The organism is Shewanella woodyi ATCC 51908 (assembly GCF_000019525.1).
Classification (GTDB): domain Bacteria; phylum Pseudomonadota; class Gammaproteobacteria; order Enterobacterales; family Shewanellaceae; genus Shewanella; species Shewanella woodyi.
This window is the reverse complement of the sequence record NC_010506.1, coordinates 3,701,608-3,725,674: the sequence shown is the minus strand read 5'-3', so window position 1 is coordinate 3,725,674 and position 24,067 is coordinate 3,701,608. Positions and strand designations below refer to the sequence as shown.

Here is a 24,067-nt window from a genome sequence, read left to right as displayed (position 1 = left end):
TAAGGTGTTGTGAATAAATATCGCGTTTAAATCGCATTTTATTCAAAGAAAGTGGGATTAAACCTGAATTAATATGCGACTTAGTTGAATGAGGATTTAATTGTATACAAAGTTAACTAGATTGAAATCAAGAGGGGAACGTTAGTGGTAATAAGGAGTAATCTATTGATTCTATGTCGTTTATATTGGCTGTAATAAGTAATTCCTAAAAGTAATAAGCGAGCAAGGAATTAGTGCAAATAAAAAGATTATGTATATAGCGTCAATTTTTACCGTATATCATATTTAATTAACGAGTTTTTAAAGGTAAATAATTAACAGGATCAGGTCATTGTAGTTACGTGTTAATAGCCAGCCACAGTTGGGCTGGCTATTAACCATGCTATCTTTTCTTAACAAAAAGGCGTTATTGTTTTTTGTGGTTGCTTAACATCTTATAACCACCACCATTATAGGTGTTGGTATATCCTTTTTCGATCAAGGTATCGTTGGCTATGCCACTACGACGTCCACTTCTGCAATAAAGTACTATCTCTCTCTCTTTATCAATATTGAGTTTATTAAGCCCTTCGGCAATTGCTTCGAACGGGATATTGATGGCGTTATCTAAGTGCCCACTTGCAAACTCTTGGGCTGTGCGCACATCTACAACCAAGGCGCCTGCATCTATTTTACTCCAAGCTGTTTGGGGATTTTTGTCTGCTGCTAATGAGCTTTGACTGATTGATAGCAAGAGTAATAGCGTGACAATAAAATAACTTGATACTTTAAATCCTTTATTGATTATATTCATGGTTTGATACCTTCATTTTGTTTTCATCAGTATAGCGGCAGTATGGGGTAGGGTAAATGAACTTGTGTCGCAGAATAAATCAATGTCAGAGAGGATAACTTATTAATATAGAGTGGTTTATTTTAGCACCTATCTTACCACTCCTCAGGTATAGGGTTTTACTTTGATATGCCACAGACTACTTATCCCGCTTCATTAAGTAGTCGTGGCATCTAATCGTCTAAGTAATAGGTCAGTGTAGAGACAATACGGACTCGTTTAATGTAGGGAGTATTACTGTCTCTATCTGAGATACTAAACTGTCCTTGACTGGCTTGTTTGATTTTTCCCAGCCTGGAGTCTGAGTCACTGGCAAATTTAGTGGCCACTTCTCTTGCATTTTGTGTTGCTGATTGAACCATCTCAGGTTTGACCTTGTTGAGCTCTGTAAAAAGAAACTCGGTGCGGCTGTTATAGTCCTGATTGGAGATGGCAATCCCCTCCTTGGTAAGATCAAGCATGCTCTTTTGACTACTGAGGAGCAGATCAACTCGCTTAGTATATAAAGAGATAGTCACTTTCGCGGCATATCGGTACTTTACATTGGGGTCTACATAACCTTGAGCTTGTCTGTCCTCAATAGAGGGCAGTGAGGTTGAGATCTCATCAGAGGTAAACCCTTGAGCAGTCAGGAAGCCGACGACTTTATCTGTCTTATCCTGTACTGAAGCATATAAAGCATTGAGATCATTATCGACCTCGGTAAAACGTATTGGCCAGATGGCGATATTGGCTTTAACCTCTTTCTCTGCCAGCCCCTTAACGGTGACAGTCCGCTCCATGGATTTCATTTTTATTAAGCTGTTACCTATCCCTTGGGCTGAGAGCACTAGTCCAATACTCATTAAACCACCAAGAATAAAGGCCGCTAAGGTGTTATTTTTCAACATAGTATTCCGTATAGGGTAAGTGGTATTTTACCAACATAATACTCTTTTACAGCGGTAAATCTATGGGAATAAATGCTATTTTTAAGGGGAGATATTAGGTTGCCATAATTCGACTTTATTGCCGTCTGGATCGATAAACCAGCCGAAACGACCAAACTCTGATGGCTCAGATATTTCGAGTACCTCACAGCCTCCGGCTTGAACCTGAGCTAACGCCCCCGTGAGATCATCGACAACCAGATTTATCATAAAGGAGGATTGTGAAGGGCTAAGGTATTCGCTGTCGCTCTCCATAGGAGACCACACGCTGTAACCACTTCTGGCATATTGAGAGAGCTTGTCAAGGTAGAAGGCGGCTCCTCCCCAAGACTCGACTGGGAGTTGCAAGTGTTTCTGATACCAATGAGCTAATGCTTTGGGGTTACTGCTTTTAAAGAGTATCCCTCCGAGCCCTATGACTTTGGCCATCTGATATACCTAGCTAATAGAAAGGGTCTATTAACTATATATAATTTACTCGCAATGCACAAAAAAGCCGCACAAGAGTGCGGCTTTATTCAATGGGCTGTATCGCTTAGAACTGGTAGCTGTACTGCACTGAGTAGTAGATAGCATCAGAGCGAGTATAAGCTGTCACATCACCATTTAAACCAGGGATTGATGCGATAACTGAACTATTTTCGGTAACATGAACATCTTCACCGCGGACAAAGGCGATACCCATATCGATAGTCGATTGTGTGCTTAGGTTATAACTAACACCTGCTGTGTACCAGTTTCGGTCTGAATCAGGGATAGATAATGAGCTTACATCACCAACAACGCCTTGATCATGCATGTAACCTGCACGCACTTTCCAGTTTTCGTTGATTGTGTATGTACCGCCAACACTGAATAACCAAGAATCTTCCCAAGCGTACTGCTTAAGTACTGCATCACCGGCAGCGGTGCCGTTTGCTAGCTGACCATCTGTGACTGTGATCTCATGGAAATCACCCCATGTGGTAAGCTGGGCTGTATAGTGTAATGCGAACTTTTCAGTTAGTTGATGAAAGCCAGCAACTTGGAAGATATCTGGCATCGGAATGTTGATCTCATCGAATGCGATGGTACCAACACCTGGTTGTGTCATGTTTACATCGCCAGTCGCTTTAAACTCTGGGCTGAAACGGTAGCTCATGCCTAAACGGTGGTCGGCGTTAAACTCGTAAACGGCACCAAGAATACCACCAAATGCAATACCATCAGCTTCGACATCGACTAAAGAAACTGGCACCATGCTGCCGTTATCGTCGAATGGAAGGTTACCCTCACGGCTTAAGTTACCCTCACCATAAATGATATCTACACCAGCACCAACGCTGAAATGTTCATTGAAGCGGTAAGATAAACTTGCGTTGAAATTCATGGTCACGATTTCAGTGTTACCCAATAGATCAACCGGTGCTGGTGCTGGGACAACCGTGCCGTTGTCCATTGTTGGGTTGCTATTAGCAAGGCTAGTTAAGTCGGTACCAGTACCAAAATTACTAAAGCCTGCGACACCAAATGCCCATTTATCGTTAATAGGTTGGATGTAGTAGAAGTTAGGGATAAGTTTGCTTTCAGCTACGCCTTCTGCACTACCGTAATTTCCTAGTGGCGTTGACACGTCAGAGATATTGACGTCTAAGTCGGCATACGCCGCGCCAACCGATAATGATTTTTCATCAAACAGAGCCATTGCTGCTGGATTACGCGATAGTACTGACGCATTATCAGCAATCACTGCATCGCCGGCAAAAGCTCGGCCAAGGCCTGTTGCTGATTGACTGTTAAGTTGAAAACCTGCTGCTATTGCTTGTGAACTGGCAAGTGTTACCGCTACAGCTAGTATTGTCTTGTTAAAATACTTCATCATAATTCTCGATTATTTACGGCTTCACTTTCTGATTGAGTGCCGGTATGACATTAGCTCAATGTGAAGTCCATTTATTAGACCTGTGCATAGTAGGGATGGTTTTGTATGCCAACAACTCCGACCAGATGGGTTTTCAAGTTGTGTTTTTGTTAATTTCCAAAGGATAAAAACAGGGAAGTAGAGGGGGGAGTTTTAATGTATGGCTGAAGGGCTTATCTATAGTAAGGTTAAGGGCTTGAGCGTGTTTTTACAAAGGTTAACACCTTGTGAAGCTGAGCTTGAAAAATAAATGTAATTTTCGGTGTACAGTTGTAAGCTTAAATGGGGTTTGAGTCTTTCAAACCCCTATTTTTACTATTTAAAGTTTTGAAGTAAATACTCTAAATTGTTCTTTTGTTGCATCAGAAGGCGCTGAGAATCGGCTCACAATCACACCGATAAGCGTGGCAAATATAAAGCCTGGCAGTATCTCATAGAGATCAAAAATTCCGCCAGATAGCTGCTTCCAAATAACAACGGTGATCGCTCCAACTAAGATAGTTGCAATAGCACCGTTACGGCTATAATCCTTCCAAAACAGTGCTAGCAGTACAACTGGACCAAATGCTGCTCCGAAACCAGCCCAAGCGTAGCTGACCAATCCAAGTACACTGCTCTCTGGGTTTAGAGCTACGATGCCTGCAATAACCGCAATGACAAGGACACCAATACGACCCACTAGCATCAGCTCTTTGCTGCTTGCTTCTGGACGTAGCCATTTTTTATAGAAATCTTCGGTGATAACACTTGAGCAAACCAAAAGTTGGGAGTCAATCGTACTCATAATCGCAGAGAGTATTGCCGCAATTAACAGGCCGCCAATCCAAGGGTTGAATGCTGCATGGGCTAAGTGGATGAAGACAGTCTCAGGATTTGCTAGCGGTTCGCTAGCAAAGTACAAACTACCCGCAATACCGGTGGCCAGTGCCCCAATCAGAGCAACTAACATCCAGCTCATAGCAATACGACGAGATACTTTAATATCGTCAGGGCTATTGATAGCCATAAAACGTGAAAGAATGTGAGGCTGACCAAAGTAGCCCAGTCCCCATGCCAATAAAGAGATAAGCCCGATAAAGGTGGTGTTTTCATGAAACAGTGCCAACATGGAAGGATCTAAAGAGTCCAGTCCGTTTTGTGTTTCAGGTTGAGAAAAGATAGCGACTGGAACGATAAGCAGCGCGACTAACATTAAACAGCCCTGAAAAAAGTCTGTCCAGCTTACGGCAAAGAAGCCACCAACAAAGGTATACGCAACAATAATCGTTGAGCCTATGATGAGGGCTAAGGTGTAATCTAAGCCGAACACTTTTTCAAACAGTATGGCACCGCCTACCATGCCCGATGAGGCATAGAAGGTGAAAAATATTAAAATGGTGATGGCTGAAACAAGCTTAAGTAAACCTTTGTTGTCTTCAAAACGTTTTTCAAAGAAGTCGGGGAGGGTAAGTGCATTATCGGTAAATTCCGTATAGATACGCAGGCGTTTAGCAACAAATAGCCAGTTTAACCAAGCCCCAAAGACCAAGCCTATACCGATCCACGCTTCTCCTAAACCACCAAGGTAAACAGCCCCTGGTAGACCGAGTAATAACCAACCTGACATGTCGGATGCACCAACACTTAAAGCCGTGACTGCTGGACCCATTCCCCTGCCGCCCAAAATATAGTCGTCAACTGAATCAGTGGCTTTGTAGGCCCAAAGTCCTATTCCCATCATTAAGGAGAGGTAGCCGATAAAAGTAATTAAGACTGGTAATTCAATGCTCATGCTATTGCCATTCATTGTTATTTTTAAAATGTGGTCGACATGCTAGCAGATGTTTGAGGTTAAGCCCAATAAGGATGTGAAATGTGAACTGGGTCATATACTCAAGCGGCATGGAAATACTAGTTTCAGAGGCGATGCGCTAGTTCAATTCTAGACGCGTTATTTTAGGAATAATGGTTCTCTTCTAAGCTAATAAAAAATCAAATTGGCTCGCGAAAAGCCTTTATTGATGGGTTTTAATGTACTTTATTTTGCGTTATTGATTTTGCTAAGGGAACAACTATTAACTGGAAACAATGCCTTGCTTAATGTGCATTAAATTCCCACTGAAGCCTACACTTCCAAGTAGCTTGAGTATAGATGGTAAGACCTGTCTCGGAGGGAGACAGGTCTTCAAAATTAGATAAAGGTCTGTTCAACCTCTTTTTTGACAAAGTTCACATCTTCGCTGGTTTCGCCGACGAGTAGCATATAAGCATTATCGGTTACGAACCCATTACCTTTGTATTTGTTATCGGCAAAAGCTTCCTCAAGTACCATACGATTCTCAAGGGGAACAATAAACAGCGTGACTTTACTGTGCTCTCCCTGCATGACGAGATGCAGGCTTTGCACACCCTGAAAATCGCAGAAGGTGCTGTAATAGACTTTTCCGGGTTGCTGTGTAAATTTTGAATCTCCGAAGGTTCCTAATGAAGCGAGTTGGAAGTTAACATCGGAAAACTGGACATTGTCGTCTGCTTGAAGTGCCTTCGTCTCATGATAAACATGGGCAAGTGCATGTTGACCGAGATCGACTGGCGACATTCTCAATAGGGTAAAAGTGATCCCAGCAATAAAGGCTACCGAAGCGACTAAGGCTAAGGTGAAACCTGAACGCTTTCGCTGTTGTTGATGCTGATGAAGCTGTTGGTTGAGTAGCAGTTTTGCAGCAAGATCGTCAGGGACATCAATGTCTAACGCTCGCTCTATTTTACTGTCCATCATTTTTAGATCATTAACAAAAGCTTCCTTCTCTACAGAGCTGTGCATCTCTGCTAAAAAGTCGGGATCTTGATTGTTCGGATCTCCATAGGCTTGTCGTCTAAATTTTAGCTCATCCATTGGATTGCCCTCGCACTTGGGGTTGTTCTAATACGTCTTTCAATTGGTTACGTGCTCTAAATAATCTTGTCATTACCGTATTACGGTTCAGCTCTAAAATGCCAGCTATCTCTTCTCCGCTGAATCCACCAATAACTTGGAGAAGTAGCGGTTCGCGATATTCAAGCTCTAGTTTAGCTATCTGTCGTCGAATAAGGTGTTGTTCGGCCTGATCTTCATTGCTTGAGGAGATATGATCTTCAATGGTCTCCTGCTCAACATCAGAGTAGTTAAACTGCTTACGTTCAAAACGCCTAGCATTCTCACGTCTAAGGATAGTGATAAGCCATGCTTTAGCGGCTTTATCATCTTTTAAAGACTCGAGTGAACGCCACGCCCGTAAAAACGTTTCTTGAGTGATATCCTCCGCTACATGTTTATCACCGCATAGCCAATAGCCATATCGGAAAATATCTGCATGGAGTGCCCTGACAAGGCTATCGTATCGTCTTTGTTTGCTTACCATGTCTGAATTGACCGTGGTAGTCGGTTTTTTATTTCGCGAGAAATTAAACATTTTCGAATTCATGCTGGTTTCACTAACGACATCTATATTTGTTAGCTTAACCTTATGAAGATTAAGTGCAAGAAGTTAATCTTAAGTTAACCTCTTGCACTTGTATGTTGGGTGGTATTAGCTGGGGTTGAGTTTTGCCAGTGGGCTGAGGTTATGTTCTGCTTTGGCTGTTGGCATCGATTTTACTGCTGATAACACAAGATCATAATCCAACTCGCTTGTGGTTCGGCTAAATGCACTGACTTGCAGCTCACTAATAACCTGATTAAGAGGTGTTGATAAACCTGCGATCTCATTTAATGTCATTGTTTTACCATAGGTTTTACTACAAAAAAACTGCAGAGCTGAAAGTACTTTCCCTGTATCTTTTTCACGACATGCAGCTTCTAGTTTTTGAAACTCAGCACCACTCACTTTATCTACTTTAGTTGATGTTGAATGAGGAGTAGAGAGTGTAGCAGCACTTACTTTAGCTGCGCTTTTACGCCAGAGTACGAGTGTGACTAGCCACAAACAGGCAAAGAGTAGGGTTAGCCATGGCCAAATTCCGCTTGTAGTTGACGATGGGCTAGCCTCTAAGTTCAGAGTGGGGAGCTCACTTTCAACACTTTGATTGTCGATCACGTTAATCGTTCGAGCTGGGAGACTGGCGACTTCTTGGCGCCTTGTGTGAGGATTCCACCAAGGAACACGGATCTCTGGTAAGGTGAATGTACCAGCTTTAGTCGGGACTATTGCTAAGGTCTGAGTTAATTGTGAAACGATCTGCTGCTCTCGAAGAAACGCTTTTCGCTGTGCTTTCTCTGGATAAGTTTTCAGCTCTGCTGGAACCTGAATATTGAGTTCGGGTAGGCTGGTTTCATCTGTGTTGGAGGCTAATAAATTGATGGTGCGAGTGATGGGACTGCCAACTTCATACTCTTTATCTTCGCTAGGCCAATCTTCATTGATAACAACAAGATCTGATACTAACCACTCGCCGTGATATTCAGTGGGAATAGGATTGATCTGTATGACAGATTTTGCAGCTCTGGCTTGCATAGGCTTGCTTTCATTGAAGGCAAACATGCCGCCACGTCTTGAAGATTGTACCAATACATCACCAGAGAAGCTGGTTCCGTCAATGGTCAGCTCACCGGGTTGATCGGCGATAATGCTGTAGGTGCGCTCAATGACTCGATATCGCTTACCATTAAGGATCTCTGTTTTATCAATATCTTCGCCAAGTTGTTTGAGTTGTGCCCCATCTAAGCTTGGGGCGCTAAGGATACCCCGTTGTAGGTCGACCGCTAGGTAGAGTTTAACCTTGTAGGTGATCATCTGGCCCACATAGGCTTCATCCACCGATATACTGGTTCGAATAAACAGGGTTTCCATCTGCTCTGGCTGGCTGTCAGGTGTGACAACCGTAAGTGTTATCGGCGCAGAGCTGATCCCATCTATTGTCATCGCAGGGATCTGAACATTGCCAGAGTGAAGTGGTGCTATCAATATCTGCCAAGTGGTTTTTTTACTCGCATCGAAGTTAATGATCTGAGTATTACGGCTGACACTAGTTCGACCGACAATAAAGTCTTTAAGCAGCGAAGAGGTGTCTAGCTTTGAGGTACTAACATCATCGTCAGCTTCAACGGTGAGCACCAAATATTGGCCTTCGACCGCAGGATTTCTGTCGACACTCGCTTCAATGCTTGTAAGGGCATAGCTCGGAAATGAAGCTGTTAGCATGATAAGAGCTAAAAGAAAAAGTTGTCGTATTAGCACTGTTTTAGATCCTTTGAAATCATGTTGAAACCAATGAGAAACATAATATCTTGCTGATATTGAGTGAGTAATCGCTTATCTGTTACCACTGTTCCTGCTCCTTAGATGCTAGGCCTTGCATACGACGCTTTTGATATTCAAGTTGCATCTTGTTTCTGAGTAAAACTTGAGGATCATCGACTAAGGCGCGCATTGCGCGCTCCATCTCTGGTGGTAGTTCTTCAGGGCCTGTTACCGCTTGTGCCGCTTGGGTTTGTTGTTGTTCACCTTGTTGCTCATTTTGTTCCTGCTGCATTGCTTGAGCTTGAGCCGTTTGCTCCTCTTTACTCTCCTCATCTTTAGCTGCAGCTTTCTCATCATTGCTTTGAGCTTGTTGATTTTTATCATTGTCATCAGCGGTTTGCTGCTGCTCGTTAGGGTCGGCTTGCATCTGTGCATCATTATCTTTCGATGATTGCTGCTCATTGTGCTGTGAGTCAGACTGCTCTGAGTTTTGTTGTTGATCGCCTTGCTGCTCTTGATTGTCCTGCTCACCGTTTTGACCTTGTTGCTTTTGCTCCTGATCTTTACCTTGTTCTGAGTCACTCTGATCGGATTGCTTATCTTGTTGATCGCCTTCCTCACCTTGCTCTGATTTGTCACCATTATCACCATTATCACTATTATCAGATTTTTCAGGGCTTTCTCGTTTTTCTTGCTCTAATTTTTTGGCAAGTTCAAGGTTCTCATTAGCCCCTTCAAGCTTGGGGTCGAGTTCCAGTGCTTTGCTGTAACGCTGCGCCGCCTGCTCAAATTCACCTTTCTGCATTAAGCTATTGCCTTGGTTATAGAGCCCTGATGCACTGCTATCTTGTTCAAACAAGCTCAGCGCTTCATCATATTTACCTGCTTTATAGTGTGCACTGGCTTGCCATTGAGGATCGGTAAAAGTCGTCGATGCATTGCCGTAATCTTCAGCTTGATAGGCTTGCATCCCCTGTTGGTTTTTAGTCTTCCATAGGTCATCCCAAGTCGAAGCCATGACGGGGGAGGGCTGGTAGATGGTCATTACAAGTAGTGATGCAATTAATCCATGTCTGAAGCTAAGTAGAACCGGCAGTAGCAATAATAGTGCGATATAGGGGCCAGCATCTTGCCAAGCTTCGCCATTAAGATCGGTGGCTTTAGTGTCATCACTGCTGGTGTTTAGCCACTGAGTTAACTGCTCAAGATCTGCGCCATCGCTGCGAAAGGGGACAAGTACACCATCGGCGTTTTGAACTAATTCATTGAGCAACGAGTAATCGGTTTTGACAACAACCACTTGGTTGCTATTATCACGTAGCAACTGACCGTCAGGAAGACGAATTGGTGAGCCTTGTTCACTGCCAAATACTAAGATTGAAAGGCGGTATTGAGTTCCCTTTAATACTTTTTTAGCTGCATTCATCTGACTTGGGCTGACACCATCTGCGAGCAAAATAATGTCGCCTTGAATATGTCCACCTTGCACCAGTAAACTTTTTCCTTGCTCAAGTGCAGCAGGCAGGTTAGAGCCTCTAACAGGCATTATTTGTGGTGAGAGTGTTGGCAGTAGATTCAGCAGTGTTGCTCGATCCCGTGTAAGCGGGCTAATGGTAAACGCATCGCCAGCATAGGCGATAAGTCCAGTTTCCCCCTCAGTTAATGCTTCAATCAGATCGGTGGCTTTAAACTTGGCTTGTGTCAGTCTGTTGGGGGCCTGATCGGTAGCGTACATAGAGAGGGACATATCCATCAGAATCACTCGTCCCTGTGCGGCTTCAAATACTGGCAGTGACTGTTTTGAGATGGCGGGCCCTGAAAGGGCAAGTACGGCGATAAACCAAGACGCTGCTAAATAGCTAAGGTTGCTGCGTTTAACTTGCTGACTTTTTGAGACTAAAAAGTTAGCTAAATGAGGAGAGATATAGCGGCTCCAAGTGGAGTTTACTCGCTCAGCTTTCCAGATTAATATCAGAATTATAAGCAAAGGGAGCAGAGCTAAAAACCACTCTGGACGTAAGAAGTGCAACATGATTATTTCTCTCCCCAGCGAATATTTAATCGTCTCATAAGCGGCAGTTGAGCCAAAGCTATTAAGATTGAGACAATGAGAGCTGCGGCTAATGGCAGGTAAAAGAGTTCCGATTGAGGACGGTAGCTGACTTGATCTCGGCTTATCGGTTCCAATTTATCTATCTCTTGATAGATCTGCTCTAGCTCCTGTGCATTTCTGGCACGAAAGTACCGTCCTCCAGTGGTTTGGGCCAAAGAGGTAAGCTGCTCCTCATCGAGATCCATAGAGGGGTTTACGCGCTCTTTACCAAATAGCGTTCGACGCTCCATCACATCTGCACCAACGCCTATTGAGTATATTTTTATACCTCGTTTAGCCGCAATATCAGCAGCTTGCTCGGGAGAGATTGAACCTGAGTTATTGGAACCATCGGTTAACAGCACCAATATACGGTTACTTTCGTCAACAAGATCGAAACGTTTAACACTCAGGGCAATGGCCTCACCGATGGCGGTTTGTTTGCCGACTAAGCCTATCTGTGCCTCTTTAAGAAATTGAGCAACTGAACGTCTATCTTGGGTTAATGGTGCTTGTAGATAGGCATGGTCGGCAAACAGAATTAATCCCAGTTTGTCGCCTTTTCGGCGCTCAATAAAGTCACTGACAACACTTTGAACCATAATGAATCGGTTGACGGCTTTACCGTCAAGTACCATATCTTCAATCTGCATACTGCCAGAGAGATCCACCGCGACCATCAGATCGCGACCTTTACTGGGTAACTCAATGGGATCGCCCATCCACAGAGGTCTGGCAACGGCGATAACCAATAATATCCAGATCACCCAGTAGGTTTTACGAGATGAGGGGCTTTGTTCCATCTCTTGTTTGCCATCTTGAGCAATACCAGGCAGGTGTAAGTGGCCACTTATCTCAACATCTTGTTGTTTCTTTCTGAAGATAAGCGGTAAGGGCAACAACAGGAGTAACCAAGCCCATGCAAGTGTTAGCATTTCAGTTCTTGCTCCTGCTTGTGTGAAAGTGGTGATTGAGCACTCTTTTGCTGTGTAAGAGGGAGTGCCTCTTTCAGCCAGCTTGCCGTTATCTGTTTTAATCTTTGAGCCTCATCGGGTGTTAATGGCTCTCTTTGATAACGCCTATCGAGCAGTTTTTCAAGCTCTAGGAGCGGCTGCTTTACCTGACTATTTATCCAAGCGTACCAAGCTTGGCCCTCTAAGCCTGCAACATCTTCTCTTGGCAAGTAACTAAGAGCTGCACGTTTAATGAGAGTGTTGATCTCTACGCAGATATTTGTGTTGTGAATATCGAGTCTCTCGAGCTCCATAAGCGCAGCACGTTTTGCCGCTGAGCGCTGAATTCTGCGTTTGAGCCAGATAACAGTAAAAAGAAGTGTGCTGACAGATACTAATAGAATAAGCCAATAGCCCGGTGCAATGGGCCAACTCTCCACCACTGCGGGAGTGTGAATATCTTTCAAAGCCTGAAGAGCGGGGTTAGTAGCGGCTGCTTGCATTATCTCAAGCTCCCTATTTGATCGTTTAAACTCATACCGGCATCGATAAAACGTGTTCTCACATTCAACTTTTGCATCATCTGCGTAAAGTGGGCTTGTGAGCTGAGTTGCTTTTGTAGCCAGGCATCATAACCGGCTCTATTAAGCACCATCTCTCTATTTCCCTCTTTGACTGGCAGTTGAAACTGTTTAGGCAAAGCCAGTGTACCTTGCCGCAGAGGGTCGGTAATGAGAAAAGCCCCCATATCACAATGACGCTTAAGATCTGACAGGGGAGCAAGGCAGTTTTCAGTGAGGTTAGCCCCATCACTGATTATCCAGATCAATGAGCCAGGTTTCGCAATTCGTCTGAGTCGTTGGCAAGCCCTAAACAGATGCTCAGGCTCAGATTGATACTCTGAAAGCTGATTAAGCTGCCTTTCATGTAATGATTGTATTGCAGAGATAAGTTGCAGTATACCTTGTTGACGGCTTCGAGGTTTAAGCTCCAGATGCTCCGCCTCTGTGGCGATCAAGGCCCCAAGACGATCCCCGTGCTGAATCGCACTCCAGCCTAATGTGGTCGCCAAGTGTGCCGCTTGTACCGATTGAAGCAGCAAGCTCGAGCCAAAATAGAGGCTATGACTAAGATCGAGTAAGATCAGGACCGGGCGTTCACGCTCCTCAACAAAAAGCTTAGTGTGTACCTTGCCTGTTCGCGCCGTGACGCGCCAGTCTATGGTGCGAACATCGTCACCGGGCTGGTAATGGCGCACTTCGGCAAACTCCATTCCCCGACCCTTAATCAAGCTTGCACGATGACCAGCTAAATTTGCCCGAGCCTTTGAGCGCTTTTCCGGTAGAGCTCTGGCGATAGTTTGACAGGCCAACAGTTCTTTTTGTGTCAGGTTAACCCCGTCAGAAAAAAGCGGTAGTCTAGTATCGGCCATTTAAGGTACCGCAACTTGAGAAAGAATATGGTTTATCACATGATCACTGCTGATCCCTTCCGCTTGTGCTTGATAGCTCAACAGCAACCTATGTCTTAGTACATTGGGTGCAACAGCTTGAATATCTTCAGGTGAAACAAAATCACGCTCATATAGCCAAGCACGGGCACGGGCACAACGCTCTAGCGCTAAAGTAGCACGTGGGCTGACACCATACTCGAGCCAAGAAGCTAACTCATCGCCGAACTTCTGTGGCTGACGGGTGGCCATGATGATATCGACAATATAGTGCTCCAGAGGCTCTGCAAGGTAGAGCTCTAGAGATTCATCTCTTGCTTCAAAGATATCTTTTTGAATGATAGGTTCAACCGTAGGGGCGTCTTGTTTCAATGCCTCTTTGCGCGACATACGCATGATCTCAAATTCAGTCTCGGCGCTGGGGTAATCCAGATTAAGGTGCATGAGAAATCGATCGAGTTGAGCTTCAGGGAGCGGATAGGTTCCCTCATTCTCTAATGGGTTTTGCGTTGCCATCACTAAAAATAGCTCTGGCAGTTTGTAGCTGTTCTTTCCAACTGTGACCTGACCTTCAGCCATCGCTTCTAGTAGCGCCGATTGTACTTTTGCTGGTGCTCGGTTTATCTCATCAGCCAAAATCAGGTTATGGAAGATAGGGCCTGCTTCAAACTCAAAACTTGAAGTTTGTGCACGGTAGATATCGGTGCCGGTTAGATCGGCAGGCAGTAGATCTGGGGTGAACTGCACACGATGGAAGTCTCCCTCTACGCCATCACACAGGGCTTTAACTGCGCGGGTTTTTGCCAGACCTGGAGGTCCCTCTACGAGTAAATGTCCATCGGCAATTAGTGCTATTAACAGGTTTTCGGTCAGGACGGGTTGTCCTAAAATGACCTTGTTCAGGTATTCGCGTAATGCGTGAAATCGACTCAAAGGCATGATGCTACTCGGTTATTTTAGTTAGTTTGGATATAGACCAACAACATGGTAAAAAATTCCCATAGGGTTTGGCTAGTGCCAATTTACCATTAGTGTATAAAGTCATCACTATTGTATGACTTAGAGATACGGGCATTTGTCGTTCTAACTACATTTACTTAATTATTATCAATTTATCTAGGACAATACGCTTTTAAATAAACTCCATTAAACATTGTTAATATAGTGTTTTTAGATAAATTTCGGTTTAAAAACCAAACAAGTGTTTAAAACTTGCCTGTAAGAAGTTAGAATCAGATCACATTTTAATGGTCAGACCTGTTATATGTGATGTATCTTTATCGGGTTCGGTTCATTGATAGCCGCAGGGACATAATATCGTCGACCGCATTCAGTCGGGGCGTATAAGAAGAGGGTGAAAAATGAGTGACAGACAACAGGTAACGAACGCAAAGGGCGATCGTATTGCAATAGTAACTGGGTTGAGAACCCCTTTTGCTAAGCAAGCCACCGCATTCCACGGTGTATCAGCATTAGATATGGGCAAGATGGTTGTCAATGAGCTGCTTTCACGTTCAGAGCTTGACCCGAAAGAGATACAGCAACTGGTTTATGGCCAGGTGGTTCAGATGCCGGCTGCGCCAAATATTGCCCGTGAGATTGTGTTAGGCACTGGCATGGATATCGCCACTGACGCATACAGTGTGACACGAGCTTGTGCGACCAGTTTTCAATCTACTGTCAATGTGGCTGAATCTATCATGACTGGTAATATTGATATCGGTATTGCTGGTGGTTCTGATTCATCATCTGTTTTGCCAATTGGCGTGTCAAAGAAGCTAGCTCATGGGTTGGTAGATCTTAATAAAGCGCGCTCATTTGGTCAAAAACTGGCCATCTTCCGCCGTCTTGGATTGAAAGACCTGCTACCTGTGCCCCCTGCTGTTGCTGAATATTCAACAGGATTGTCGATGGGACAAACTGCAGAGCAGATGGCAAAAACTTATAATATTAGTCGCGCCGACCAAGATGCACTTGCCCACCGTTCTCACTCTCTTGCGACTGAAACTTGGAACAGTGGGAATTTGGCTCAAGAGGTGATGACAGCCCATGTGCCACCTTATAAAGCTTTTATTGATCGTGATAATAATATTCGCGAAAACTCCTCTATCGAATCTTATGCCAAGTTAAGACCTGCCTTTGACCGCAAACACGGCACAGTTACAGCTGCGACAAGTACACCTTTGACAGATGGCGCATCTGCCATTCTATTGATGAGTGAAAGCCGCGCTAAGGCGCTAGGTTATAACCCGATTGGTTACATCAAAAGCTACGCGTTTAGTGCCATAGATGTATGGGAAGATATGTTGATGGGGCCATCTTATGCGACACCGATAGCACTTAAACGTGCAGGGATGGAACTTGAAGATCTGACATTGATTGAGATGCATGAAGCATTTGCCGCTCAAGCTCTTGCCAATATGAAGATGTTTGCTTCAAAGAAGTTCGCACAGGAGAAGTTAGGTCGTAACCGTGCTATTGGCGAGATAGATATGAACAAATTTAATGTGTTGGGTGGCTCCCTTGCTTATGGTCATCCGTTTGCTGCGACAGGAGCGAGATTGATAACCCAGGTGTGTAACGAGCTTAAACGTCGCGGCGGTGGTACAGGACTGACGACCGCATGTGCAGCGGGTGGTTTAGGTGCGGCAATGATAGTTGAAGTGGAGTAAATGGTAATGGATAAGACATTTAATTTAGCTAAACGTGAAGATGGCATTGCCGTACTGACCATGGATGTTCCTGGCGAGAGTATGAATACACTGCGGGCCGAATTTGGACCTGAGATTAGCCAAGTGTTAGCTGATATCAAGGGTGATAGCAGCATTAAAGGTTTAGTGCTTATCTCTGGTAAAAAAGACTCTTTTGTTGCTGGCGCCGATATCTCTATGTTGGATGCTTGTGAAACGGCTGCAGATGCAAAGCAACTCTCTCAGCAGGGACATATTGTTTTTAATGAACTTGAGTCACTCTCTATTCCTGTTATTGCTGCCATTAACGGTGCTTGTTTGGGGGGCGGTTTAGAGCTGGCTCTTGCTTGTCATCAGCGTATATGTAGTTTAAACAGTAAAACCATGATGGGGGTGCCTGAAGTTCAGCTAGGACTCCTTCCTGGTGGTGGCGGTACACAAAGGTTGCCTAGGTTAGTTGGGATCACATCTGCATTGGATATGATGCTAACGGGCAAACAGTTGCGTCCAAAGCAGGCGCTTAAACTGGGTTTGATTGATGACATGGTGCCAGAATCGATACTGCTGCAAACTGCGGTAGAGATGGCATTGAAAGGTAAGCGTGTCTCGTCAAAACCAAAACAGTCAATGATCAATCGTGTGCTTGAGGGCACAAATGCTGGCCGCAGTATTATTTTTGATCAAGCGGGCAAGCAGGTACAGAAGAAGACACAGGGTAATTATCCTGCACCCGCTAAAATTATCGATTGTGTACGACAAGGGATGGCTAAAGGCATAGTTAAAGGGCTTGAAGTTGAGGCAAACCATTTTGCGGATCTTGTGGTCTCGAAAGAGTCTGAAGCATTAAGAAGTATCTTTTTTGCCACCACTGAGATGAAAAAAGAGAGTGGGGCAGGTGATGCTAAGCCACGAAGTGTCAAGAAGGTGATGGTACTTGGTGGTGGTTTGATGGGGGGCGGTATCGCCTCTGTGACGACGACTAAGGCTAAGATCCCAGCTCGAGTCAAAGATATCAGCGAGCAGGGACTAAGCAACGCACTGTCCTATGCTTACAAGTTATTGGATAAAGGAGTTAAGCGTCGTCACATGACGCCAGCAGTGAGAGATAATCTCATGTCCTTGATGACAACAACAACTGAGTATAAAGGCATAAAAGACGCTGATATTGTAGTTGAAGCTGTATTTGAAGATCTAAATCTTAAACACCAGATGGTTAAAGATGTTGAGCGTGAATGTGGCGAAAATACTATCTTTGCATCGAACACCTCCTCTTTGCCAATTGCCCAAATAGCGCAAGCTGCGACTCGACCTGAAAATGTTATCGGTTTGCACTATTTTTCGCCAGTAGAGAAGATGCCATTGGTTGAGGTTATTGCTCATAAGAAAACCTCTGCCGAAACGATTGCAACGACAGTTGCTTTTGCACGTAAACAAGGTAAGACACCAATTGTTGTACAAGATGGTGCTGGTTTTTACGTGAATCGAATTTTAGCTCTGTATATGAACGAAGCTGCGCAACTACTTCTTGAAGGCAGAGCTGTTGAAGCCTTAGATAAGGCGTTAGTTAAGTTTGGCTTCCCCGTTGGACCTATGACGCTATTGGATGAAGTTGGCATTGATGTCGGTGCTAAGATATCGCCTATTCTAGAGGGAGAACTTGGAGCACGCTTTTTAGCGCCAGCTGCATTTGATAAGTTATTGGCAGATGAGCGTAAAGGTCGTAAGAATAACAAAGGCTTCTACCTTTATGGCAGTAAAAGTAAGAAGAAAACTAAGCAAGTAGATAGTTCAGTTTATGGCGTGTTGGGGTTAAGAACACCAGAAAATAGCAATGAGCATTCTAGCGAGCTTGCTGAAATGTCACAGCGCTGTGTTGTGCAGATGCTTAATGAAGCAGTTCGTTGTTTAGAGGAGGGGATTATTGCCTCACCAAGAGATGGTGACATCGGCGCTATTTTTGGGATAGGTTTCCCTCCTTTCTTAGGGGGGCCATTCCACTACATAGATACACTAGGTGCTGATGCTTTAGTGTCTAAACTCGAAGCTTATCAGGCTGAGTTTGGTGATAGATTTACACCTTGTGATCAGCTAAGAAAGATGGCTAAAGATGGTGTTAAGTTCTTTGGTTAGTCATTTCATTGACGCTTTTGTCTGGCGAATATCTAATTGACAGCTTTAAACTCTAAAGTAGCGGCAATAGTTTGCCGCTTTTTTATGCGTAAGAGGAATTGTTTAGCCTATATTTTACTCTCTTCACCCTACTCTTTAGTGTAAAATAGCCCCGTTTTAAGGTTAGCTTGTAACTTTTGGTATAGATTTGCTAGGAGGATGCAAGGGTTCTTATCTGTTGTTGACCCTACTTGAGAGGTTCTAGATAAATGTTGCTATCAATTTTCATCGTCACTGTGCTGCCGTTGTCGGGTTATGTTATGGGAAAACTAGCTTTTCAGGCTGGGCTTGGGGTGAAGCGTTGGGCTGTTGTTGGCTTATTATTGGGACCTGCGGGTTATCCTCTGTTAAATACTTATAAACGATTCGCTATGAAAAAAGCCTCAGTAAAGGGCTCTAGTCAGTTCCAGTGCTAATTTTAAGATTTTGTTTTTAAATCTAATTGATAAAAAAATGGAGCCGTAGGCTCCATTTCCATCTTTAATTTCAGTTAATGCTTTTTACCTGAATGCTTTCTAACTAAATGGTCTAGTGCCACCACACTTTAGCTGGGATCACCTCTAGGTGATTTAATCCTTCAGGAAGTTGTACTCTTCTACGCTCAGGTTTGTTAATAAGACCAAGAGCTTTCATGATTGAATCAAACATAATATCTCTCCTTAAGCCTAAGCTGTTACTGAATTTATAAATCTAACATTTGGTGTGCCAGCGGTTTGTAGTGGTTTAAACTTCACATGAGGCACGTTAGCTGTTTGCAGCGGTTTGAACTTCACATGAGGCACGTTAGCTGTTTGCAGCGGTTTGAACTTCACATGAGGCACGTTAGCAGTTTGTAGTGGTTTAAACTTCACATGAGGCACGTTAGCAGTTTGTAGTGGTTTAAACTTTACATGAGGCACGTTAGCCGTTTGTAATGGTTTAAACTTCACATGAGGTACGTTAGCCGTTTGTAATGGTTTAAACTTCACATGAGGTACGTTAGCCGTTTGCAGCGGCTTAAATTTCACATGGGGGACATTAGATAGAAGTAACTGATTAGAATCTGTTGCAGGAATTTCAAATGCCATAGCTGGAGCTGTTAATGCAAGGGCGATAGAGGTAGCTAGTATTTTAATCATGTTATTCTTCTCTCAAGTTATTGAAACCATCAAGCGATGGTTTCGAATTTATAAGGCTGTCATTATTTTTGACACTTGAGATAAATGTTGCAGTTGTTATGCCATGTTTTCAGTATCTTGTGTTTTTTGTTGGTTTTTTATTGCGAACTAGATTGCTTTTGTGTTTTTTTGTACTATGTCAGGTTCAATAAAATTCTTCTCTAGTAGCTCACTGAACTGAGTTTCTGTGACCGCTTTACTAAAGAGAAATCCTTGTATCTCTTCACATTTTAGTGCTTTTAGTATGCTCAATTGAGAGGCATCTTCAACCCCTTCACCGACAACCGATAGTCCCATGTTGTGAGCGATAGTAATAATTGAGTCGACCATCTTCAGATCTCTGTCAGATTTATCGATATCATCGACAAATGCTTTGTCAATTTTCAGCGTATGAATTGGAAAACGTTTTAGGTATGAGAGTGAAGAGTAGCCTGTACCAAAATCATCTAAAGCTAAACTGACTCCCATTTTTGATAGCTGTTGCATCACCTTAATGGCTTTCTCGGGTTGCTTAATTACAGTTCCTTCAGTGATCTCTAACTCTAAATTCGCTGCTGGTAGCTGAGTGAGTCGTAATATTGACTCAATACGCTGCTGAAGATCGGGGAGGGCAAATTGGTATGATGATAAATTGACAGCGACTCGACCATCAAACAAGCCTAAACTTCGCCATTTTTGAGTAGCAAAGCATGCCTTTCTCATCACTAAATCACCGATATCGACAATTAAGCCGTTTTCTTCAGCTAAAGGAATAAACTCGCTGGGTGGAATTAATCCGTGTTCAGGATGATTTAGCCTGACTAAGGCTTCCATTCCCGCCATTCTTCCTGTTTTTAGTGCTATTTTAGGCTGGTAATAGACTTCAAACAGATCATCACGTAAACCTTCACGAATAAGGTTCTCAACTTCCAGTTGCCTTATTGCATTTCGGTTAATCGATTCTGAGTAGAATTGGTAGCGGTTGCCTCCACCTGATTTAGCGTGATACATCGCAATATCTGCTTTGCGTAGCAATGCTTGTTCGTTTTGATCATCCTCAGGATAGAGCACAATACCGATACTAAGGCCCACTACGACTTTTTCTGAGGTGAGCTCAAACGGGCTGGCGAAAGCATCTATAACATTATTTGCGATCACTGCACTGGAGCCAATGTCAGGATTATTATCAACTAATATCGCAAATTCATCGCCACCCAAGCGATAGATACTTGTGTGGTAGGGGACAGCGGCTTCGATACGTTTAGCTACTTTTATAAGTAGTTCATCACCGATCTGATGTCCCATGGAGTCATTGATCTTTTTGAAGTTATCAAGATCTAGAACCATAAGGGTGTGATGAGTATCTCTCTTTACCAAGTTGCCTAAGGTCACCATTAAACTTGAGCGGTTTGGCAGGTTAGTCAAAAGATCATTATTGGTAAGCTTCCTTAGCTCCTCCTCTTGCAGTTTACGGCGAGATATATCGGAAAATACACCGACATAATGAGATAGTTGTCCTAATTCGTCATAGATGGCATCAACCGTTAGCTCCATGAGGAAACTAGTGCCGTCTCCTTTTGCTGATTCAACATCATTGCTCCAGCTACCTTGCTGATGAAGAATTGAACGTATCTGCTCTGAATAGCTGTCAGGGTAGAGGTTAAACTTAAAAAGTGAGCCAATAAACTGCTCTTTAGGGATAAGGCTTAGTTCACAACAGGCTTCGTTGACCTCTACAAAGATAAAGTTATTGTCTAAAATAAACATACCTTCGGAGATATTGGCAATCGCACGTTCAAACAGACGAAGTTGCTCCTCAGCATTTTTAAAGTTATTAATATTTTTGATAGTGCCTGTCATACGCAGAGGGTTGTCTTTCTCATCTCGTTCCACTATTTTTGCTCTGTCTAAGATCCACACCCATTCATCAGACTTCCCCTTTACTCGGTATGCTGCTTCAAAATGATCACTGTTACCATCGAAATGGCTGTTCAGCGCCTTAGTGACACGGTCTTGATCCATGGGGTGAATATTACTCTCCTCATCGGCATCGCCAGACCTTTGTCCATCTTTTGGGAATTCGAGAGAGCCCCAGATATTAGAGCGGTATATCTGTCCTGTTTCGATATCCCAATCCCACATCTCATCGCCACTTCCCCAGAGAGAAAGCTTTAGCCTCTCCTCTGATTTAGCTATCTTTTTCTGAACTTCACGGCGGCGAAGTATACCTTGAACTATCACAGCTGAAATAATGAGAGTGATAATGAAGTAAACCAATTTTGCTTGCTTAGATAACCACCATGGAGGGGTTATTAATATATTTAGGCTCTTTATTTCTCCTTGGTTATGAGTCAAGGGATCAAAAGCATAAATATTAAAGGTGTACTCACCAGAAGAGAGGTTTGTATAAGTCGCTGAGTTTATACCCTCAGAGTGGATCCAAGATTCAGATAGTCCCTGCATTTGATATATATAATCAATTTTTTCACTACCATTGCCAGGGCTGTTAAATTTTAATGTAAAAGGGTAGTCAGAATATTTTAATATTATTTTTTTTGTCGAGGAAATATTTTCTTTTAAAATCGAGCTTCCTATGTTAACGGGGATATTAAAAACTAATAGCTCATTGATATTGGCTTTAGGTGCTTTTGATGATGAGAATATCTTATCAATAACTACTTTTGACATCGCACTAATACCTGAAATACCTCCGATGTATATTGTGTTGTTAAAGTCTAAAATTGATTGTGCATTATACTCATCTTGACTTCCATAAGTATCTGAAAGGGAAATCGTTTTATTATCAACTATTTGTGTGACTACTAGCTCTTTTATCGAAGTGGAGTATATGTAATCGGTGTCAGTGACAATAGAGTATATTGGCCTATTGTTTGAGTAGATAGTTTCTATTTTTTTGTTTTTGCTTGTGAATTTTAATAGTGACGTCTCAGTTCCAAAATAAATATCTTCATTGTTTGTCGATAGAGAAATACTAATGACGATACCTTTGTTAAAAATATTTTCAATTTTTCCATCTTGAATTTTAAAAAGTCCACCTTGCGTCGCAACCCAAAGAGATGTGCTAGATTTTTTAATATCGAAAACTGGGTTTCCAATATCTACACTGTGTTCCATAATAATTTGTTTATTTTCAGAAACCTCAATAACTTTTCCGTCAGTTGTACCAGCATAAACTGCTTCATCAAATTGTGATTTATGAATGGCAAAGAATGGGCCGGGACTTAGCACTTCTCTATTTTTACTATATTTGTCAATTGACAGTAACCCTTCCGTTGTCGTTATGAATAAACTATCTTTTAGTGTTGTAACTTGTTTTGGTCCCTCTGCCTCAGTGTTGTACTTAGCAACTATCTTATTAGATTTACTATATAAGTTTATATATTTTGAACCAGTAGCAATAAATAAATTTGATTTTAGATCTTTAGCTATAGACCAAATGTTTTTGTCTTCTATATCTATTGTTGATATTGTATTGTTATAATCGTAATTAACTAATAATCCTATGTTATGAGTTGTAATATAGTTTGTTTTTTTTCCTCTTATTACGTGAGGGTTAGTAACTTCTATGTTCTTTATATCCAATCTGTCAATACTAGTTTGAGAGAAGTCTGTACTAATGGAATAGATGTTTTGTTCTTTTATTGATATATATTTATTGGGTAGTGCTGTAAGGTTGGAGTAGTGATTGCTATTTATTTTTCTTACTTTTTTACCTAATACTTCAAAAACACCATCTGGCTTTATTATTATTACTTTTCCGTGCGCATCTACAATGTCGTTAGTATTGTCGGATATTACTTTTTTTTCAATGTTGTCAATTGCTATTATATCCCCCATGTAATTCCTTACATATATTAAGTTGTTGGAGAAAATAATTTTTTTAATACCTCCGAAATCACCATCTATAGATTTTACATATTCTAGTTTATTGTTTAAATAAATTATTTCGTTCTCTGTTCCAACTATAATTTGGTCATTGTGTTCAGTTATATTCCATATTTGTTGAGAAAGTAGGTTGTTAATTAGAGTAAAATCATCATCAGTTTTGTTATAAACAGTTAATCCTTTATCAGTCCCAATGAATAGACCATATTTTTCCGAGAAGTATAGGCTTCTAATAAAGGAACTTGGTAGAGAGTTCTTTTCTTTGAAAGAAAAATATTGTTTGAATTCATCACCATCGAATCTATTGAGTCCATTCAAAGTGCCAATCCAAGCAAAACCATCAGCATCTTCAACGAGTGAAGTGACTGCACTTTGAGACAATCCTTCCGATACACCGTAGCTTTTTATTTTTAGAAGTTTTGGGGTGTGAATAGGCTTTATAACTTTCTCTTTAGTTATAGAGTTAGACTCTACAGCAACCGATTGGCCGAAAATACAGAGGGCCAACAGTAATGTTGTAATTATTTTCATAAGCGCGTTAGGCATCATTTTTTAGTTTAATTATTAATCAGTAATGCGGGAGCAACAGTTGCTTAACCTTACTTTTTCAGAAAGTGAACGGTTTGTCAAAGTATCACAGGGTTTTAGTGGTGATAATTATTACTATTTTCATTTTTAGAATGGGCTGTGTACTGTTTTGCCTCACAAAACCGCATGAATGTTGGCTTTTTTAGTGTTTCCTAGGTGGATCCTTCTGATATGTGAGCAAGTTCGATAATGATATATTAACTGAGCGAGAGCTGAATAATTGT

At 42.4% G+C, this 24,067-nt stretch carries 18 protein-coding genes; 3 read left to right on the top strand and 15 right to left on the bottom strand.

Annotated features, from left to right (window positions below; all coding sequences use genetic code 11):
- Nucleotides 1-406 precede the first annotated feature (406 nt).
- From SWOO_RS15670 to SWOO_RS15610, 13 genes are all read right to left on the bottom strand, one after another.
- The gene (locus SWOO_RS15670; RefSeq protein ID WP_012325647.1) at nt 407-793 is read right to left on the bottom strand and encodes a rhodanese-like domain-containing protein; all 387 of its coding nucleotides are present in this window, start codon (nt 791-793) and stop codon (nt 407-409) included.
- Nucleotides 794-1,005: 212 nt separating this feature from the next.
- Nucleotides 1,006-1,722, bottom strand: coding sequence for an SIMPL domain-containing protein (locus SWOO_RS15665; protein ID WP_012325646.1), 717 nt, complete (start codon nt 1,720-1,722; stop codon nt 1,006-1,008).
- An 81-nt stretch (nt 1,723-1,803) separates the two neighbouring features.
- Nucleotides 1,804-2,190: a VOC family protein gene (locus SWOO_RS15660; RefSeq protein WP_012325645.1), complete on the bottom strand. Its 387-nt coding sequence runs from the start codon at nt 2,188-2,190 to the stop codon at nt 1,804-1,806.
- A 106-nt stretch (nt 2,191-2,296) separates the two neighbouring features.
- Complete coding sequence (locus SWOO_RS15655; protein WP_041417705.1) at nt 2,297-3,619, bottom strand: OmpP1/FadL family transporter; 1,323 nt, start codon at nt 3,617-3,619, stop codon at nt 2,297-2,299.
- Nucleotides 3,620-3,980: 361 nt separating this feature from the next.
- Complete coding sequence (gene putP / locus SWOO_RS15650; RefSeq protein ID WP_041417703.1) at nt 3,981-5,432, bottom strand: sodium/proline symporter PutP; 1,452 nt, start codon at nt 5,430-5,432, stop codon at nt 3,981-3,983.
- A 399-nt stretch (nt 5,433-5,831) separates the two neighbouring features.
- Nucleotides 5,832-6,536 (bottom strand): DUF3379 domain-containing protein, encoded by a 705-nt coding sequence (locus SWOO_RS15645; RefSeq protein ID WP_012325642.1) that lies wholly within the window; start codon nt 6,534-6,536, stop codon nt 5,832-5,834.
- Entirely contained in the window at nt 6,529-7,092 is a 564-nt protein-coding gene (locus tag SWOO_RS15640; protein ID WP_041418205.1) for a sigma-70 family RNA polymerase sigma factor, read from the bottom strand. Before SWOO_RS15640 ends, SWOO_RS15645 begins: the two co-directional genes overlap by 8 nt.
- A gap of 117 nt (nt 7,093-7,209) precedes the next feature.
- On the bottom strand, nt 7,210-8,856 hold the full coding sequence (locus tag SWOO_RS15635; protein WP_012325640.1) for a BatD family protein: 1,647 nt from the start codon (nt 8,854-8,856) through the stop codon (nt 7,210-7,212).
- A gap of 82 nt (nt 8,857-8,938) precedes the next feature.
- Nucleotides 8,939-10,891 carry a VWA domain-containing protein gene (locus SWOO_RS15630; protein ID WP_012325639.1) on the bottom strand — a complete coding sequence of 651 codons (1,953 nt, stop codon included), beginning with the start codon at nt 10,889-10,891 and terminating at the stop codon, nt 8,939-8,941.
- Between the two features lie 2 nt (nt 10,892-10,893).
- A complete protein-coding gene (locus SWOO_RS15625) occupies nt 10,894-11,886 on the bottom strand; it encodes a vWA domain-containing protein (protein WP_012325638.1) in 993 nt (330 codons plus the stop codon).
- Complete coding sequence (locus tag SWOO_RS15620) at nt 11,880-12,407, bottom strand: DUF4381 domain-containing protein (RefSeq protein WP_012325637.1); 528 nt, start codon at nt 12,405-12,407, stop codon at nt 11,880-11,882. Before SWOO_RS15620 ends, SWOO_RS15625 begins: the two co-directional genes overlap by 7 nt.
- Nucleotides 12,407-13,336 (bottom strand): DUF58 domain-containing protein, encoded by a 930-nt coding sequence (locus tag SWOO_RS15615; protein ID WP_012325636.1) that lies wholly within the window; start codon nt 13,334-13,336, stop codon nt 12,407-12,409. Before SWOO_RS15615 ends, SWOO_RS15620 begins: the two co-directional genes overlap by 1 nt.
- Nucleotides 13,337-14,293, bottom strand: coding sequence for an AAA family ATPase (locus tag SWOO_RS15610; protein WP_012325635.1), 957 nt, complete (start codon nt 14,291-14,293; stop codon nt 13,337-13,339). It abuts the gene before it with no gap.
- Nucleotides 14,294-14,715: 422 nt separating this feature from the next.
- On the opposite strand from SWOO_RS15610, the gene fadI reads away from it, so the two are divergent.
- The 3 genes from fadI to SWOO_RS15595 all read left to right on the top strand — a co-directional run bounded on the left by fadI (nt 14,716) and on the right by SWOO_RS15595 (nt 18,629).
- Nucleotides 14,716-16,026, top strand: a complete 1,311-nt coding sequence (fadI, locus tag SWOO_RS15605) for an acetyl-CoA C-acyltransferase FadI (protein WP_012325634.1) — start codon at nt 14,716-14,718, stop codon at nt 16,024-16,026.
- Between the two features lie 6 nt (nt 16,027-16,032).
- Complete coding sequence (gene fadJ, locus SWOO_RS15600) at nt 16,033-18,174, top strand: fatty acid oxidation complex subunit alpha FadJ (protein WP_012325633.1); 2,142 nt, start codon at nt 16,033-16,035, stop codon at nt 18,172-18,174.
- 248 nt (nt 18,175-18,422) lie between these two features.
- Entirely contained in the window at nt 18,423-18,629 is a 207-nt protein-coding gene (locus SWOO_RS15595) for a hypothetical protein (protein ID WP_012325632.1), read from the top strand.
- Between the two features lie 249 nt (nt 18,630-18,878).
- Here the strand turns inward: SWOO_RS15595 and SWOO_RS15590 are convergent, their stop codons facing one another.
- On the bottom strand, nt 18,879-19,331 hold the full coding sequence (locus SWOO_RS15590) for a hypothetical protein (protein WP_012325630.1): 453 nt from the start codon (nt 19,329-19,331) through the stop codon (nt 18,879-18,881).
- Nucleotides 19,332-19,478: 147 nt separating this feature from the next.
- A complete protein-coding gene (locus tag SWOO_RS15585) occupies nt 19,479-23,786 on the bottom strand; it encodes an EAL domain-containing protein (RefSeq protein ID WP_229377243.1) in 4,308 nt (1,435 codons plus the stop codon).
- Between the last annotated feature and the right edge of the window lie 281 nt (nt 23,787-24,067).

Bases quoted from the DNA above. Each gene is read 5' to 3' on its own strand.
- SWOO_RS15665 (WP_012325646.1), bottom strand. From the start codon at position 1,722: ATGTTGAAAAATAACACCTTAGCGGCCTTTATTCTTGGTGGTTTAATG.
- SWOO_RS15625 (WP_012325638.1), bottom strand. From the start codon at position 11,886: ATGCTAACACTTGCATGGGCTTGGTTACTCCTGTTGTTGCCCTTACCG.
- putP (WP_041417703.1), bottom strand. From the start codon at position 5,432: ATGAGCATTGAATTACCAGTCTTAATTACTTTTATCGGCTACCTCTCC.
- SWOO_RS15620 (WP_012325637.1), bottom strand. From the start codon at position 12,407: ATGCAAGCAGCCGCTACTAACCCCGCTCTTCAGGCTTTGAAAGATATT.
- SWOO_RS15610 (WP_012325635.1), bottom strand. From the start codon at position 14,293: ATGCCTTTGAGTCGATTTCACGCATTACGCGAATACCTGAACAAGGTC.
- SWOO_RS15590 (WP_012325630.1), bottom strand. From the start codon at position 19,331: ATGATTAAAATACTAGCTACCTCTATCGCCCTTGCATTAACAGCTCCA.
- fadI (WP_012325634.1), top strand. From the start codon at position 14,716: ATGAGTGACAGACAACAGGTAACGAACGCAAAGGGCGATCGTATTGCA.
- SWOO_RS15655 (WP_041417705.1), bottom strand. From the start codon at position 3,619: ATGAAGTATTTTAACAAGACAATACTAGCTGTAGCGGTAACACTTGCC.
- SWOO_RS15645 (WP_012325642.1), bottom strand. From the start codon at position 6,536: ATGGATGAGCTAAAATTTAGACGACAAGCCTATGGAGATCCGAACAAT.
- SWOO_RS15595 (WP_012325632.1), top strand. From the start codon at position 18,423: ATGTTGCTATCAATTTTCATCGTCACTGTGCTGCCGTTGTCGGGTTAT.
- SWOO_RS15615 (WP_012325636.1), bottom strand. From the start codon at position 13,336: ATGGCCGATACTAGACTACCGCTTTTTTCTGACGGGGTTAACCTGACA.
- SWOO_RS15630 (WP_012325639.1), bottom strand. From the start codon at position 10,891: ATGTTGCACTTCTTACGTCCAGAGTGGTTTTTAGCTCTGCTCCCTTTG.
- SWOO_RS15660 (WP_012325645.1), bottom strand. From the start codon at position 2,190: ATGGCCAAAGTCATAGGGCTCGGAGGGATACTCTTTAAAAGCAGTAAC.
- SWOO_RS15640 (WP_041418205.1), bottom strand. From the start codon at position 7,092: ATGTTTAATTTCTCGCGAAATAAAAAACCGACTACCACGGTCAATTCA.
- SWOO_RS15585 (WP_229377243.1), bottom strand. From the start codon at position 23,786: ATGAAAATAATTACAACATTACTGTTGGCCCTCTGTATTTTCGGCCAA.
- SWOO_RS15670 (WP_012325647.1), bottom strand. From the start codon at position 793: ATGAATATAATCAATAAAGGATTTAAAGTATCAAGTTATTTTATTGTC.
- fadJ (WP_012325633.1), top strand. From the start codon at position 16,033: ATGGATAAGACATTTAATTTAGCTAAACGTGAAGATGGCATTGCCGTA.